The organism is Eoetvoesiella caeni (assembly GCF_003315175.1).
GTDB classification, from domain to species: domain Bacteria; phylum Pseudomonadota; class Gammaproteobacteria; order Burkholderiales; family Burkholderiaceae_B; genus Eoetvoesia; species Eoetvoesia caeni.
This window is the reverse complement of sequence record NZ_QNRQ01000011.1, coordinates 120020-136423: the sequence shown is the minus strand read 5'-3', so window position 1 is coordinate 136423 and position 16404 is coordinate 120020. Positions and strand designations below refer to the sequence as shown.

Genomic DNA, 16404 nt, shown 5'->3' with positions numbered 1-16404 from the left:
ACTACGCCACAGCCCGTTGTGGCAGGTTTATCAATAGCTTACGTGAGTTCATCCTATGCCGGTGCTTTCCGAAACTTGACCCGGCTTCCGTCCGCTTGGCTCCTAACAGGCTCCTGGAAACCGCGTCTTTCCGAGGAGTCATCATGGCTAAGATCAAACTCACCAAGTCCGCAGTCGATGCGGCAAAACCCCAGGCGCAGCCCATCGAGCTGCGTGACACGCTTGTTCCCGGCTTCCTGTGCAAGGTTACACCGGCCGGTCGCAAGGTCTTCATGCTCCAGTACCGGACGAATGCCGGCGAACGGCGCAAGCCGGCGCTGGGCATGTACGGAGAACTGACCGTCGAACAGGCCCGCTCGCTGGCGCAGAACTGGCTGGCTGAGGTTCGCCGAGGCGGCGATCCTGGTGCCGCCAAGACCGAGGCGCGCAAGGCACCCACTGTTGCGGAGTTGTGCAAGAAATTCATGGAGGACTACTCCAAGAAGCGCAACAAGGCCAGCACCCAGGTCGGCTATCAAGGCGTCATCGATCGCTGCATCATCCCGCTGCTGGGCCGCAAGAAGGTTCACGACGTGAAGCGGCCTGACGTTGCCGGATTGATGGAAAAACTTTCGTACAAGCAGACCGAGGCGAACAAGGCGTTCAGCATCCTGCGCAAGATGTTCAACTTGGCCGAGGTGTGGGGCTATCGGCCTGACGGCACGAATCCTTGCCGCCATGTCCCGATGTTCCCTGCAGGCAAGTCCACCCACCTCATCAGTGACGAGGACATGGGCAAGCTGTTCCGGCAGCTCGACAAGATCGAGACCGAAGGGTTGGAGAACTACGTCATCCCTCTGGCGATCCGTCTGCAATTCGAGTTTGCCGGCCGCCGCTCCGAAATCGTCACGCTCCAATGGGAATGGGTCGATCTGGAGAACCGGAGGGTGGTCTGGCCTGACAGCAAGACAGGTGGCATGTCCAAGCCTTTGAGTGAGGAAGCCTACCGGCTGCTTTCGACGGCGCCGAGGCAGAAAGGCAATCCCTACGTGCTGCCGTCGCCACGCCATCCGGGGCAGCACCTGACGACGGGCGAGTATTACGGCGGCTGGTGCCGTGCGCTCAAGGCGGCGGGCGCGACGCATGTGGGTACGCACGGCATCCGCCATCGCTCGGCGACCGACATTGCCAATTCGGGTATCCCGGTCAAGGTCGGCATGGCGCTGACGGCGCACAAGACCGTGGTGATGTTCATGCGCTATGTCCATACCGAGGACGATCCGATACGCAAGGCGGCCGAACTGGTGGCGAATCGTCGCAAGACAATCACCGGCGAGCAGCGCCCTGCGGAGGTGGTCGCATGAGCAAGGGAACGCTTTCCACGACGACCGCGAAAGGCGCCGCCGTCCCAGCCGGCTATGCCGGCATCCACAGCGGCATCGTCGAATTGCTCGATGCCGCGCGCCAGGCGGCAGCACGCAGCGTCAATGCGTTGATGACGGCGAGCTATTGGGAAATTGGCCGCCGCATCGTGGAAGCCGAGCAGCAGGGCAAGCGCCGTGCGGGGTACGGCGAGCAGTTGATCGAACGGCTGTCCAGTGACCTGACTGGGCGGTTCGGGCGGGGCTTCGGTGTCAACAACCTGGAGAACATGCGGCGCTTCTTTCTCGCGTATCCCCGTTCGGTGATTTCCCAGACACTGTCTGGGAAATTGCGAAACGAAGTGGCTTCTGAGAAATCCCAGGCAGTGTCTGGGAAATTGAGCCTGTCCGATCTGGCGCACGCCTTCACGCTGCCGTGGTCGGCCTACGTGCGGCTGCTGTCAGTCAAGGACGACCATGCCCGCCAGTTCTATGAAGCCGAAGCCCTGCGCGGTGGCTGGAGCGTGCGCCAGCTCGACCGGCAGATCGGCAGCCAGTTCTACGAACGCACGGCGCTGTCGAAGAACAAGACGGCGATGCTGGTCAAAGGCGCCGTGCCGAAGCCGGAAGATGCCGTCACGCCCGACGACGCGATCAAAGACCCGTATGTGCTGGAATTTCTGGACCTCAAGGACGAGTATTCGGAGTCCGATCTTGAACAGGCCCTGATCCATCGGCTGCAAGACTTCCTGCTCGAACTCGGTGAGGGCTTCACATTTGTTGGACGACAGCGGCGGTTGCGCATCGACCAGACCTGGTATCGGGTCGATCTGCTGTTCTTCCATCGGCGGCTGCGCTGCCTCGTCATCATTGACTTGAAGCTCGGTGCCCTGACGCATGCCGATGTGGGCCAGATGCACTTGTACTGCAACTATGCGAAGGAGCACTGGACGTTTCACGACGAGAACCCGCCCGTGGGTCTGATCCTGTGCGCGGACAAGGGTCACGCTTTGGCGCGGTATGCGTTGGAAGGTTTGCCCAGCAAGGTCATGGCAGCAAACTATCGAACCGTGTTGCCGGATGCCGAACTGCTGCAAAAGGAATTGGAGAACACGCGGCGTCTGCTGGAATCTCACGCAACGATTCGTCCCAAGACTCGCAAGCGATAACGGTGCGTCCCGGCGTCCCGGCGTCCCGGCGTCCCGGCGTGCCGCCGTCGCGCTGCGCATCGAGCCTCGCTGCGCGAGTCTCGCCTCATTCGGGCTTTCATCGTTCCCTCGCTCTGCTCGGCTGACGCCTCCGGTCCTTGAGGGCCTGCGCGCTCCGCTTGCCCATCCGTGCCTTCGTTGGAGGTGGGGTGGGCGGTCTTGCTGTTCCCTATCACCGTACCACGGCGTTCTCGCCGTCAAGGGCTGCGCGTGCCTTGCACGCTTGCGGCCGTGGCCGTCCATGACCCTGTGACAGCTTGCGCTGCGCCGTGCTGGCGCCGGTTCCGGGCAATTCCGCCCGAGCAACCGGAGCACGATCATGTCGCAACTCTCTCTCGCTTTCGATTCCTCGCTGCTGGTGCGTGACAGCCAGGGGCGCTACATGCTGGCCACCGCCGATCAGATCCTGGAGGCGGCCCGCCAGGTCATCGACCAGAAGATCCCGCGCGGTGCGCTGTTCACATCGCCGACGCTGGTCAAGGACTACCTGCGCACCAAGCTGGCCGGCTTCGAGTATGAAGTCTTCGCGGCACTGTTCCTCGACAGCCAGCATCGGCTGATCGAGTACGCCGAGCTGTTCCGTGGCACCATCGACTCGGCGGCGGTGTACCCGCGCGAAGTCGTGAAGACGGCACTGCGGTTCAACGCAGCGGCAGTGATCTTCTCGCACAACCATCCGAGCGGGAACCCCGAGCCAAGCCAGGCCGACAGACAGATAACCCAGCGGCTCAAGGAGGCGCTGGCATTGGTGGACGTGCGCACACTGGATCACATCGTCGTCGGTGGCGAGTCCACAGAGTCCTTCGCCGAACGGGGGCTGTTGTGATCCCGGGGGTTTCGGCCCCCTTTTTGCTGCGCCTTATGTCGAACTCTCCGGCCCCATGAGCCTTCGCGCCTGCGGCGCTGCGCGCTTCGCTTGCACGGGGTCTGCGCCATCTACGGCCGTTGCCAGAACTTCTATCTTCCCTCGCTCATCATCTGATCCGCGACTGTAGTCCGCATCGGCGCGCCTTGACGCTTCGGTGCGTTTTGGTGCATTTCGGTGTAAGCTGGTGATCGAGTTTCATATTGGTTGGTCCGACGCTTATGCCTCAATCGCAACCGCTCAAGCGCTTCACAGTCTCCCTTGATGCTGAGGACTACGAGGCTTTGCGCAAGCTGGCTGAAGCGCAACGTCCGCCGTTGCCGCTCCAGTACGTTGTGCGCTTGGCCATCCGGCGCTTTCTGGATCAGCCTGAAGGTACGGTTCTTCGGCCCATTGAGGACGATACACGGTGAAGCGAACAATGAGATTGGCTATGCCATAAAGGACGCAATGCAGCGAGGGGAGTATGACGGTCCTACAAGAAATACTTGAATGGTCTCAAGGCCGTCCAGCGTGGCAACGCGACGCGCTGCGTCGGCTCGTACTCAATGGAGAACTCTTCGACGATGACATCCGCGCACTTACCGAGGTTTGCAAGAGTGCGCATGGCCTCGCTGAGGAGCAGGAAATCGCGCACTTCGCCAAGGAGCATGTGTCCGACACAACAGCGGGTGCTGCCCCTGTTTCTCTGGTATCAATCTTCCATCATCGCGGTGTGAATGCGCTGGCCGAGGACCAGACACTCAAGTTCGCACCCGGTCTCACCGTGGTTTATGGTGATAACGGCGCAGGCAAGACGGGCTATATCCGAATCCTCAAGGGTGCCTGCCGGGCGCGGGGGCAAGAGAAAATCCTGGGCAATGTTGTCTCCGGCACAGCACCGCTCGCGCCGGTGGTTGCGATCAAGTACAAGATCGGAGCTGAGCCTGAACCACGGGAATGGACCGGAACCGGTGAGGATGAGTTCGTTTCGCGTGTGAGCGTATTCGATACACAGTGCGCTTCCGTCTACCTGACCGAAAAAACCGATGTTGCCTTCCGGCCCTTCGGCTTGGACCTGTTCGACAAGCTCGTGAAGGCGTGTAAGGCCGTTCGCGCAGAACTCGAAAGCGAACAGCGCGCTCTTGCGTCAAACGCTCTCACCGCTGTTCAGGCACAGGTCCCCGAAGGTACAGCAATTGCGAAGTTTCTAACGAACATTAGCTCCCTTACCAAGCTGGACGCCGTAGAGGCACTCGCGCGTCTCTCCCCGGAGGACGAGGCTCGGCTTGCGCTTCTGGAGAAGTCGCTGCTCGACTTGCAGGCCAATGATCCCGAAAAGCTGATCCGGCAACTCACCCTGCGCGCGGGTCGGGTTCAGACACTGGCCCGGCACCTCAAGGAGGTGGAAGCGGCGCTTTCGGTGGAGGCCGTGGCTGCCGTGTTCGATGCACGGACAGAAGGCCGCCGCAAGAGCGAGGAAGCAAAACGGCTGCGGGAGGCAACATTTCCCGAAGGGGTGCTGCCTGGAACCGGCACCGATCCCTGGATCGCGCTTTGGGAAGCGGCGCGTCAGTTCTCGCAGGAGTTAGCCTATCCAGACAAGGCATATCCGGTCGTAAAAGACGGCGCTCATTGCGTCCTGTGCCAACAGGATCTCGATCACGCAGCATCCCATAGGCTCAGCCAATTTGAAGCGTTCGTGGCTTCGACAACGGAACGTGAACTCCGGCAGATCAGGGAGAAGTTCGCACGTTTGCGAAAGGGCTTCACTGATCTCAGGACGACAACCGAAGCCGTTGACGAAGCGCTCAAGGAAATCCGCATCGAGCATGAGGCCGTTGCGGACGCAATAGCCGCAGCGCTTTCAGCCAACGAGAACCGCCGTAGGACTGTCACCGCAGCCATCGCCGAAGACAAGGACCTGGCCCCCGAGTGTCCCGCCCTCGTGTCGGCCTCTCGTGACGCCGAGGCGCTGGCCGGGGAAATCGAGGCCCGGATCAAGACGCTGCGCACCAGCGCTACCGATGAAACCCGCAAGCGCATGACCACCGAAGTACAGGAGTTGCGTGCCCGTAAAATTCTGGCAGCACATCAACAGACTGTTCTTGATGATATCGAGCGTCGGAAGAAGTACGCCGCTTATGGGCTGTGCATTGACGAAACCAAGACACAGGTGATTACGCAGAAGAGCACTGCTGTTACGAAGGCTGTCGTATCGCAGAAGCTCAAGCAGAGTTTTAAAGATGAACTGGTCAATCTGTCTTTCGGTCACGTCGAGGTCGAGTTAAAGGAACTTGGCGGTGCGGACGGCGTTTTCTACCACAAGCTTGCTCTTACGCGCGCACCTGGCGTTGACTTGCCAAAAGTTGTGAGCGAGGGCGAGCAGCGCTGCCTATCCATCGCCGCATTCTTTGCGGAACTCAGCACTGCTGATGACCTCTCTGGCATCGTGTTCGATGATCCTGTGTCCTCGCTTGATTACCAATGGCGTCAGGGTGTGGCTCGGCGCTTGGTGTTGGAGGCCAACACCCGGCAGGTTATCGTTTTCACCCACGATGTCGTCTTCCTGCTGCTCCTAAAGCAATTCGCGGAAGAGCTGGGCGTCGATCAGTTTGACCAACACGTCCGGTTCCTTTCCAAGGGTGCAGGCGTGTGTGCGGAAGAGCTTCCGTGGGTTGCGCTGCCGGTCAAGAAAAAGATCGGCTACCTGAAAAGCGGCTGGCAAGCCGCCGACAAGCTTTCTCGTGACGGTCATCAGGACGCCTACGAGAAAGACGCCAAGTATCTTTACGGTTTGCTGCGGGAAGCATGGGAGCGCGCCCTCGAAGAAGTCCTATTGGGCGGCGTGGTCGAACGCTATAGGCCGAGTGTTCAGACACAACAAGTTTCTCAGATCGCCGACATCACTCCCGAGGACTGCAAGACCGTCGAGGCGGCTATGACGAAATGCTCGAAATGGCTGCCTGGCCATGATCAAGCCGCGGCGGCTCGTGCGCCGGTACCCGGTCCGGCAGAACTCAAGGCCGACATCGAAGCTTTGGAAAACTGGGTAACGGCGATACGTAAGCGCCGCAAAAAACCCATTGAGACCGCATCCGCATGAGCAACGTAAATATCAAACGCGCCGTCGAGAATATTCGAGCGAACACGACCGTCTACACGCCCGTTGTCGAGATGATCGTTAACGCCATTCAGGCAATTGACGAGGCTGGCCGCAAAGATGGGAAAGTCCAGGTCCGCACGCAACGGAACGCTCAGGTCGAGCTGGATGGAAGCTTACCGGAGGTCACAGGCTTCGACATCGAGGATAACGGTATCGGCTTTAATGACGCGCACCGCAACTCCTTCGACACGCTCTACACCGACCTCAAGATTGCCGAAGGCGGTAAGGGATTCGGCCGTTTCACTGGACTTAAATATTTCGAGGACCTGCACGTCAAGAGTATCTATCGCGATGGTGCCGTCCTTAAAGCACGCAGCTTCTCAATGGGCAAGGAACACGAGATTATCGTGCGCGAGAAGGTCACACCAAGCGACAAGCAGGACACTGGCACTGTGGTCACTCTGGCGCCTCTGAAGACGGGACGCGCCTTCGACAAGAAGCTTTCGACCATCGCCCGCAGCCTCGTGGAGCGGCTGCTGCCGTATTTCATCACGCAGGATTACGTCTGCCCCGACATTGTTCTTTCGGAGCAGGACGGGAGTAGCGCGATCCGCTTGAACGATTTCGTGAGCAACGAATTGTCTGCCGTCATCCGGGAGATCGGCATTGATCGCAAGACCTTCACGCTCAAGGCTTCCGATACGGAAGAGGAGTTCCTGGTCCGCGTGTTTAAACTCTACTCCCCGCGCAACCAGAAAAGCCGAATCAGCCTTGTCGCGCATAAGCGGGAAGTCTCAGGGTCTGCGATCCACAAATACATCCCAGAGTTCGTAGACGAGTTCTTAGAGAAAGATCGAAACGGTGAAGTAGACAGCACACGCAATTACATCATCAAAGCTTACGTATTCGGACCCTATCTCGACCGGAATGTTTCGCTGGAGCGAGGCGGGTTTGAGTTTCAAATGGACAGCGACCTGATTCTCGGAATTGGGCAAACCCAGATTGAGCAGGACGCTGCCACGATCGCCCGTGAGGCGATGGGTGCAGATATCACGTTCCGGCAGGAAAAGAAGAAAGAGCGTGTGCAGTCCTACGTCGATGAAGAAGCGCCGTGGCACAAGGCCATCCTGGAAAAGATCGACCTGAGCGGGATGCCCTATAACCCAAGCAATGAAGAGATCGAAACGCGGTTGCAGAAGGAGAAGTTTGCGCAGGAGATCGCCATCAAGCGCGATGTAGCGAAGCTGATGGCCGAGACAAATTTCGAGAATGTGCAGGACAGCGTGATCGAGATCGTCAATAAAATCTCCGGCACCAGCAAGAATGATCTGATTCACTACATCGCATTACGCCGAAAAATCCTAGACATCTTCGGCAAGAGCCTTGAAACAGATGAATCTGGAACGTATTCCTCCGAAGGTGTGGTCCACGACATCATCTTTCCACGCAAGGGTGACACCGATATCACGTCCTTTCACGATCACAATCTCTGGATCGTAGACGAAAGGCTGAATTTCACCACCTACGTTTCCTCTGACCTCCCCCTCAACGGTGGGAATACTGATCGTCCTGACCTGTTGGTCTACAACAAGCGGGTACTGTTCCGAGGCGATAACGAAGCGAGCAACCCGATTACGATCTTCGAGTTCAAGAAGCCTCAGCGTGACGACTTCGTGAACCCGTCCTCCCGAGAGGACCCGGTCCAGCAGATCGTGCGCTACGTGAACGACATCCGGGACGGCAAGTACAAGACACCCGAAGGCCGCAAGATACTTGTTGCTGAGAACACACCGTTCTACGGCTACATTGTGTGCGATCTGACGGCCAAGGTAGAAACCTGGCTTGAGCGCGAGAAGAACTTTACGCCCATGCCCGACAGGCTCGGCTGGTTCCAGTGGATGGGCAACATCAATCTCTATGTTGAGGTCATAAGCTGGGACAAGGTGCTGAAAGACGCGAAGATGCGCAGTCAGATATTCTTTCAGAAACTTGGAATCTAGTGCGGCCGTCATGTGCGCGCTGAATTGCGCTGGCTCGATAAGTTCGAACGTGAGCCGGAAGAAGCATCATCGTTCGGCATTTTTTTTTGCGCCAGCAAGAATTCAGGGCAAATCGAATTGCTGGATCTGAACAGGTCGGGCATCCACGTCGCCGATTGCCTGAGCAACGCAAGACAGATAACAAGCAGTCCTGATCGTGGTATCTCTGCGTCCCGGCGTTCCGCCGTCGGGCTCGCGGGCTGCGCCCCGCGCTTCGTACCGAATCGCGGCCATCCGGCTTTGATCCCTGACGCCTCCGGCCCTTGAGGGCCTGCGCGCTCCGCTTGCCCATCCGTGCCTTCGTGGGAAGTGGGATGGGCGGTCTTGCTGTTTCCCTTCACCTTACCACGGCGTTCTCGCCGTCAAGGGCTGCGCGTGCCTGCACGCTTGCGGCCGCGGCCGTCTGCGACCCCTGACTGCTTGCGCTGCGCCGTGCTGGCGCCGGTTCCGGGCAATTCCGCCCGTGCAACCGGAGCACGATCATGTCGCAACTTTCTCTCGCTATTGATTCCTCACTGCTGGTGCGTGACGCGCAGGGGCGCTATCTGCCGGCTTCCACTGACCAGATACTGGCTGCCGCGCGCCAGGCCATCGACCATAAGATGCAGCGTGGAGCGTCTTTCACTGCACCGGCAACGGTCAAGGACTACCTGCGCACCAAGCTGGCCGGCTTCGAGCACGAAGTGTTCGCAGTGCTGTTCCTCGACAGTCAGCATCGACTGATCGAATACGTCGAAATGTTCCATGGCACGATCGACAGTGCATCAGTTCATCCGCGCGAAGTGGTCAAAGAGGCGCTGCGGTGCAATGCGGCGGCTGTGATTTTCTCGCACAACCATCCGAGCGGGAATCCCGAGCCGAGCCAGGCCGACAGGCAAATAACCCAGCGGCTCAAGGATGCGCTGGCACTGGTGGACGTGCGCACGCTGGATCACATCGTTGTCGGCGGCGAGTCCACAGAGTCCTTCGCCGAACGGGGGCTGCTTTAACCAAGGGGGCTTCGGCCCCTTTTTTGCTGCGACTGGTGTTGAGTCCTTCGGCTCTCACGGGCCTGCGCACTGCGCTTGCACTCCAGGGGAACGGCTTGCAGCCGATCCCCGCCGCGCGTGGCTTGGCGCCCCTGAAAAGCTGCCGAACAGGTTGCACCTGATCGGCCTTCGCGCCTGCGGCGCTGCGCGCTTCGCTTGCGCGGGGTCAGCGCCATCTGCGGCCGTTGCCACAACCGCCGTCTTCCCTCGCTCATCACCTCATCCGCGACTGTAGCCCGCGCCCGTGTGCCGTCAAGGCGCGCCGGGCCGTGTCCTCGCTGCGCTGCGGGCCGCACCAACCCGTCGCTTGTTTCCTTGACGGCACCCGTTCGCGCGCTCCTGACCGTCGCGGGCGATGAACTCAGGAAAGACGGTGGCAACGAGGCCGGCCCAGGTCTCCGCGCCGACCCCACCGGAAAGCCGAAAGGCGGGCTCCGAATCTAGGAATCCGGTGGGGTTTCAACAGCAAACCTTTTGTCAGGAGTAAGCACCATGCAACTTGCATCCCGTTTCGCATCCCGTTCCCCGATGCTGCGCGCAGATCATCCGCTGTCGGATGAGCAAATCCAGCGCGTAGCCCCATCCATCTTTGCGGAAGCCCCGCACGAAAGCCGCTCCGAGCGATACAGCTACATCCCCACCGCCGCCGTGCTGGCCGAACTGCGCGGCGAAGGGTTCCAACCCTTCATGGTGTGCCAGACCCGCGTGCGCGATGAAGGCAAGCGCGAGCACACCAAGCACATGATCCGGCTGCGCCACGCCAGCCAGATTGCCGGCAGCGAAGCCAATGAAATCATCTTGCTCAATTCCCATGACGGAACGAGCAGTTATCAAATGTTGGCGGGCATGTTCCGCTTCGTGTGCAGCAATGGCCTTGTCTGCGGCGACACCGTGGCGGACGTGCGCGTGCCCCACAAAGGCGACGTGGCAGGCCATGTCATCGAGGGCGCTTATGAAGTCTTGCATGGCTTCGAGCGTGCGCAGGAATCCCGCGATGCCATGCAGGCCATCACGCTGGACAGCGGCGAGGCCGAAGTTTTCGCCCGCGCCGCGCTGGCCCTCAAGTACGACGACCCGGACAAGCCCGCACCCATCACCGAAAGCCAAGTGCTGGCCTCGCGCCGCTTCGACGACCGCCGACCCGACCTGTGGAGCGTGTTCAACCGCACGCAGGAGAACTTGACGCAAGGCGGACTGATGGGCCGCAGCGCCAACGGACGCCGCCAGCGCACGCGCCCCGTGCAGGGCATCGACCAGTCCGTGCGCCTGAACCGCGCCCTGTGGCTACTCGCCGATGGCATGCGCCAGTTGAAAGCCTGAACCCCACGCGGCAGGGGCAGGCAGCAGCCCTTGCCGCTTTCCTTCGTCGCTGCATCCCTTGACCGATAGGAGCTATCACTATGAACGCCGTAACCCAAACCGAAACCCGTGCCATCCACACCGCCGCCACGCTGGAAGTGGCCGACCCCACCAAGAACCTGATTCTGGTGCCGCTGTCGCAGCTTCGCCCGTCCAAGCGCAACGTGCGCAAGACCAACCGCCGCCTTTCCATCCCGGAACTGGCCGCGAGTATTCAGCGCGTCGGCCTGCTGCAAAACCTTATCGTCAGTCAGTCCGAGGATGACGAGCACTACGAAGTCGAAGCCGGAGACCGCCGCCTTGCGGCGCTGAAGCTGCTGGCAAAGAAGAAGCGCATTGCCAGTGACTTTGAAGTGCCTTGCCTGCTGGTGGCCGATAGCAGCGCCCGCACCGTGAGTCTTACCGAGAACGTGCAGCGCGAGGCCATGCACCCCGCCGACCAGTTCGAGGCATTCGCCGCGCTGGTCAAGGAAGGCCGCCCCATCGAGGACATTGCCGCCGATTTCAGCGTCACCCCGCTGGTGGTGCAGCGCCGCTTGAAGCTGGCGAACGTCTCGCCGCGCCTGATGGAGGACTATCGCGCCGATGCTGTGACGCTCGACCAGTTGATGGCCCTTGCCATCAACGACGACCACACCGCGCAGGAAACCGCGTTCTATGACGCACCGAACTGGCAGCGCAATCCATCCGCGCTGCGCGAGCGCCTGACCGAACGCGAAATCGACGCCACGCACCCGCTGGTGCGCTTCGTCGGGCTGGACGCCTACACGGCGGCAGGTGGCGGCACTCGCCGCGACCTGTTCGCAGACGATGACAGCGGCACTTATCTGGTCGATGCCCCGCTGCTGGAAAAGCTGGTGCGCGGAAAGCTGGATGCGCTGGCCGAGGACGTGCGCGCCGAGGGTTGGGCATGGGTGGAAGCTGTGCCGCACCTGAGCTACGCCGAACGGCAGGCGTTCCAGAACGCCCCGCGTCAGCAACGCGAACCGAACGCCCGCGAGGCCCGCCGCATCGCTTCGCTGCAAGCCCGCCTCGACAGGATTGACGCGGCGCTGGAAGACGCCTACGACGCCGAGGACGAAGACAAGGCCGAGGCGCTGGAACAGCAGCGCGAGCCGGTGGCCGCAGAACTGCAAGCCGTGCAGGACGCCTTGCAGGACTATGCCCCGGACGTGCGCGCCGTCGCCGGTGCCATCGTCACCATCGACCGCGACGGCGAAGCCGCGATTCATCGCGGGCTGCTGCGCGAGGCCGAGGCCAAGGCACTGCGCACACTGGAAAAGCTGCGCCAAGGCTTCACCGGCACGGAAGACGCGAACGACGATGAAGGCGAGGACACCGAACCGCCGAAGGCCGCGAACCTGTCCGACCGGCTGGCGCAGCGTCTGAGTGCGCACCGCACCGCCGCGCTGCAAATCGAAGTGGCCCGGCATCCGCAGGTAGCACTGGCCACGCTGGTGCATGGCATGGTGCAGACCGTCTTGCAGGACAGCCACTACGGCCACACCCTGCCGCTTGGCGTGCGCCTCACCGTGAAAGACAGGCTGGACGCCTACGCGCCCGACTGGCCGGAATCGCCTGCCGCCGTCGCCTTGCGCGAACTGCAACAGGCATGGGGCGAGCGGCTACCGCAGGATGATGCCGACCTGTTCGCCACTCTGCTGGCACTGCCGCAGGACGAACTGGTGCGGCTGCTGGCCGTATGCGTCGCCGCCACCGTGGACGTGGTAACGCCACGCGCCACGCAGCACCAGCCCGGCGCGGAACTGGCGCAGACGGTCGGACTGGACATGGCCGCATGGTGGAAACCGACCGCCGAAGGTTACTTCAACCATGTGTCCAAGGCCGTGATTCTGGAAGCCGTGCAGCAGTTCGCACCGTCGCACGTCACCCGGCTGTCCAAGCTCAAGAAGACCGACATTGCCAGCGAGGCCGAGCGGTTGGCCGAAGGCACAGGCTGGATGCCCGCCCTGTTCGTGGCAGAGTGCGGCACGGCGCAAGACACAGCGCCGCAGGAAGCTGACGCCGAGGCCAACACCGAAGCGGCGGAAACGCGGGCGGCATGAGGTAGCCGCGTGAAGCATGGCCCCGGCGCAAACCGCGCCGGGGCTTTTTGCTGCACTTCAAAATCCGGGCGCGGCACATCTGCCGCGCCCGGTCTCAACGGCCAAAGCAAAAACGCCACGTCGCCGCCTTGAATCAGGCGGCGACGTGGCGGCGCACAAATGCCTTGTGCGCGGTTCGGCAATCGGCGCCCGCAAGCGGGCCAGGTTTCCACAGCGCCCCGCCACGGTGGGCGGTGCGCGGGGCTACGCCTGACTTGGCTGCGCTGGGTTGTGCGAAAGCGTGCCGTCCTCGACGCTGACGGTGGGCTGTCCGGGCCGTCACGCCGGCCTGTTCACCGACATGCCCCACGGCCTTTGCCATGACGAATCCACAACACGCCTCAAGCCGTCCACCACTGGATGCAGAGGACATTCCCGCCTGTCGCTGCGGGTCAGACCTTGCCGGCATCAGGGCGCGTGCCGGCGAAGCCTTCATGCGGAGCGCCGAGCCGGCCATCGCTCCATTCGGGTCAGTTCGGCCCGTTGCGTCCTTGGTTCGTTGTGAATCCTGGCAGGGGCACGGCTGCGCCTCGGGCTTCCTGGCTGCAACCGTCCGGCGCAAACAATTTCCCCTGCGCTGCGCGCATTCCTCGCGGGACAAATTCTTTGCGCCTCCCGGTCCTCCACGCTGTTGCGGCCGCTACGCGATGCAGCCCGCCCGTCCCCCGCCGACCGGATCACAACAAGGACGCGATGGGCGCGACCTTGGCAACCCGAAAGGAGCAAACATCATGGCCAACATCGGCACCTTCACCGCACAGAACGACGGCTTCACCGGCACGGTCCGCACCCTGACGCTGAACGTCAAGGTCAAGTTCGTCCCCAACGACAAAGGCAGCGAGAATGCCCCCGACTTCCGCATCCAGGCGGCGGGCGGCTACGACATCGGCGCGGCATGGAAGAAAGTCAGCCAGGCCGAGCGGCCCTACCTGTCGGTGACGCTGGATGATCCGTCGTTCCCGGCGACGATCTACGCCCGCCTGATCGAAGAAGAAGACGGCTCGCACAACTTGATCTGGTCGCGCAGCAAACCGGCGGCCTGACAGCCGCCCCGGCGCCCCGCCCACCGTGGCGGGGCGCTCTTCTCGCTACGACTCGGATGCCGCCAGGCGGCGTTCCGTCTCCGCCATCAGCTCGGTCGAACTGCACCCGAGCGCTCGCGCGATCTTGAGGATGAGCGCGAGCGTCGGCATGTGCTCGCCGCGTTCCACCTTGCCCATGTGCGAGCGCTCGACGCCGGCCAGATGCGCCAGCGCCTCCTGCGCCACACCATGCTCCGTGCGCAGCGCACGCACCGCCTCGCCGAAAGCCCGTGCCGGCTCGGCCTCGAAGGTGGTGGCGCCGGCCGGTCGGCCGCGCTGGATTGGACGCTTCTGCATACACAGAAGCGTCGATTCACGGCACAATTAAAACCACGTTAAAGATAACTCTTTCCTCGCTTTTACCCTACGATTCGAGCACTTGCTGCTGGCCCGCCGGGCCGGCTTTGGGTGGATGCGCAAAGGCGGATTGCCGCCTTCGTGCTTCCGTTGATTCGGTGATTGCCGCGAGTGCGCTTCCGTGAGCTTCTGCAAATACGCTTCGCCTGCTTCAAGGTTTTCCGTACTTCCACGAATCCGGCTTTGCGGATTGGTGTGCAAGCACATGCGTGCATCGTCGGCTTCGTGCGAATCAGTGCCGCTTTCCCGGTTCACCCCACAGCGAACAAGCACGCGAGCCTGGCGCACGCCGCTTGCCGTCAACCCCGGCCCGCACCGGACCGTGTTGGGGTATGACGGCCGCGCTTGGCGCGTGCGCCTTCTGTCGCCTCGCTCCGCCGTGGAGCGAACCCTTCAAGAGGAAGCGACCATGAAGACACTCATTACCGACGAACAACGCGCGCAACTGCTCGCCAACGGCCGCGCTCGCGCCGAAGGCGCGGGCATCGACCCGCTGCCGGTGGTCAAGCTGTTCACCCCGGACGCACACGCAACCTGGCTGCTGACCGAACTCGATCCCGAGGATGGCGACACCGCCTACGGCTTGTGCGACCTGGGCCTGGGTATGCCGGAGGAAGGCACCGTGCGGCTGTCCGAGCTGGCGTCCATCGTCGGGCCGCTGAAGCTGCCCGTCGAACGTGATCTGTACTTCGTCGCCACACGCACGCTGTCGGAATACACGCGGTTGGCACAGCGCAACGGGTCGATCATCGACTGACCGGCCCCGCTGGCCCGCAATCGCGGGCCAGCACAGCGCTGCCAAGCGCGGCGCACTGTGTCTATTTCGGTCTGAGTTCAGACCGCCCGCGCATCAATCGCCACTCATGCACCGGCGAAGTGCGGGCATGACCAAAACAGTCCTGATTGCCGCTGCGGCTTGCGGCATCGTGTCCATTGCTGCGCACCATCATTGTTCGCGCAGCCGTCGCATTCGGACGACCTGTGCAATGCCCTGGAGCCAATCGGTCTTGACACCGCCAGTTTAGCGAGTACCCGTGACGATACGCCGATGAAGCCGTAGCTCCCCCTGACGCCCGTGGCGACGAGCCCTGCTGTCCGACAGGAGGCTGCGTCATGGCAGAGTCCGATCATTGGCGCCCCGGTGCCGCTTACCTTTACGTCCTGCACCTGGACGGCCCCGCGTTGGCATGGGAATACTTGCGCCGCCACCCCGACTATCGGCGCGACTGGCTGCGCCGTCGCCGTCATCCCGGAGCGGCCCAGCACTGGGGCCTGCGCCTGCTGGAAGACCCGGCCCTGGATGCGCGCGACGCGCACCCGGCCTGGTTTCCCGACCACGACAGTGTGGTGCAGCTCTATCCCGACACCGATCCACCGCCCGATGCCGAACGCTTTGCGTTCTGGCATCTGCCAGGTCGCAAGCACCTGATCCACGATGGACGGCGGCTGGTGCTCGCCACGCGCTGGGCCGGCTGCTGTCTGCGCCTGGCCTTCGCGTCCGATCTGGCGGATGGCATGGCCTTCGCCTATGCCGTGCGCGCATCGCCCGATCCTTGTTCGCGTTGCCGCGCACTGGTGGGCGAGCTGGACAAACTGGTGGCGACCGCACCGACAGCATTGGCCGGGCCGCGTCCCTCGACGACCGCGCTGCTGGAACTGCGCACCTTGCAGGCCCTCGACGGCACGCTGGCCGGCGCATCCCTGCGCACCGTGGCGGACGTGCTGTTCGGTGCGGCGGCCGTCACCCGAGACTGGCACGCGGATGGCGCACTGCGCGCTCGCGTGCGCCGCCTGGTGCGGCGGGGCCAGACCTTGATGCGCGGCGGCTACCGCCGTCTCGCGCAGCTTCATCCGCACACGCAGGGACGTTTCGCATCCCTCGCAAAACGTCCCTGAGCACAGCGCCTTTCTTTTCTGAGACTGCCTCCATCCGGCC

The 16404-nt window shown here is 62.2% G+C and carries 13 protein-coding genes; 12 read left to right on the top strand and 1 reads right to left on the bottom strand.

What is annotated here, in order from left to right; translation table 11 throughout:
* Positions 1 to 143: 143 nt before the first annotated feature.
* The 10 genes from DFR37_RS17520 (at position 144) to DFR37_RS17460 (ending at position 14072) form a co-directional block, all read left to right on the top strand.
* Positions 144 to 1343, top strand: coding sequence for a tyrosine-type recombinase/integrase (locus DFR37_RS17520; RefSeq protein WP_094159792.1), 1200 nt, complete (start codon positions 144 to 146; stop codon positions 1341 to 1343).
* The gene (locus DFR37_RS17515) at positions 1340 to 2509 is read left to right on the top strand and encodes a PDDEXK nuclease domain-containing protein (protein ID WP_094159793.1); all 1170 of its coding nucleotides are present in this window, start codon (positions 1340 to 1342) and stop codon (positions 2507 to 2509) included. Before DFR37_RS17520 ends, DFR37_RS17515 begins: the two co-directional genes overlap by 4 nt.
* Positions 2510 to 2867: 358 nt before the next feature.
* Positions 2868 to 3374, top strand: coding sequence for a RadC family protein (radC, locus tag DFR37_RS17510; protein ID WP_094159794.1), 507 nt, complete (start codon positions 2868 to 2870; stop codon positions 3372 to 3374).
* A 260-nt stretch (positions 3375 to 3634) separates the two neighbouring features.
* Positions 3635 to 3826, top strand: a complete 192-nt coding sequence (locus tag DFR37_RS17505; protein WP_094159795.1) for a ribbon-helix-helix domain-containing protein — start codon at positions 3635 to 3637, stop codon at positions 3824 to 3826.
* Positions 3827 to 3879: 53 nt separating this feature from the next.
* Entirely contained in the window at positions 3880 to 6498 is a 2619-nt protein-coding gene (locus DFR37_RS17500; RefSeq protein ID WP_094159796.1) for an AAA family ATPase, read from the top strand.
* Positions 6495 to 8498, top strand: a complete 2004-nt coding sequence (locus tag DFR37_RS17495) for an ATP-binding protein (RefSeq protein WP_094159797.1) — start codon at positions 6495 to 6497, stop codon at positions 8496 to 8498. The genes DFR37_RS17500 and DFR37_RS17495 overlap by 4 nt, the downstream gene beginning before the upstream one ends.
* Before the next feature lie 521 nt (positions 8499 to 9019).
* Positions 9020 to 9526, top strand: a complete 507-nt coding sequence (gene radC / locus DFR37_RS17485) for a RadC family protein (protein WP_094159798.1) — start codon at positions 9020 to 9022, stop codon at positions 9524 to 9526.
* 531 nt (positions 9527 to 10057) lie between these two features.
* Entirely contained in the window at positions 10058 to 10885 is an 828-nt protein-coding gene (locus tag DFR37_RS17475; RefSeq protein ID WP_094159799.1) for a DUF932 domain-containing protein, read from the top strand.
* 80 nt (positions 10886 to 10965) lie between these two features.
* Entirely contained in the window at positions 10966 to 12990 is a 2025-nt protein-coding gene (locus tag DFR37_RS17470; RefSeq protein WP_094159800.1) for a ParB N-terminal domain-containing protein, read from the top strand.
* Between the two features lie 770 nt (positions 12991 to 13760).
* Positions 13761 to 14072 carry a DUF736 domain-containing protein gene (locus DFR37_RS17460; protein WP_009518866.1) on the top strand — a complete coding sequence of 104 codons (312 nt, stop codon included), beginning with the start codon at positions 13761 to 13763 and terminating at the stop codon, positions 14070 to 14072.
* A 45-nt stretch (positions 14073 to 14117) separates the two neighbouring features.
* On the opposite strand, the gene DFR37_RS17455 is transcribed toward DFR37_RS17460, so the two are convergent.
* The gene (locus DFR37_RS17455) at positions 14118 to 14408 is read right to left on the bottom strand and encodes a helix-turn-helix domain-containing protein (protein ID WP_094159801.1); all 291 of its coding nucleotides are present in this window, start codon (positions 14406 to 14408) and stop codon (positions 14118 to 14120) included.
* Positions 14409 to 14877: 469 nt separating this feature from the next.
* Here DFR37_RS17455 and DFR37_RS17450 point away from each other — a divergent pair, with 469 nt between their 5' ends.
* The gene (locus DFR37_RS17450; protein WP_094159802.1) at positions 14878 to 15225 is read left to right on the top strand and encodes a DUF2958 domain-containing protein; all 348 of its coding nucleotides are present in this window, start codon (positions 14878 to 14880) and stop codon (positions 15223 to 15225) included.
* Between the two features lie 356 nt (positions 15226 to 15581).
* Entirely contained in the window at positions 15582 to 16364 is a 783-nt protein-coding gene (locus tag DFR37_RS17445) for a DUF2285 domain-containing protein (RefSeq protein WP_094159803.1), read from the top strand.
* Positions 16365 to 16404 lie beyond the last annotated feature (40 nt).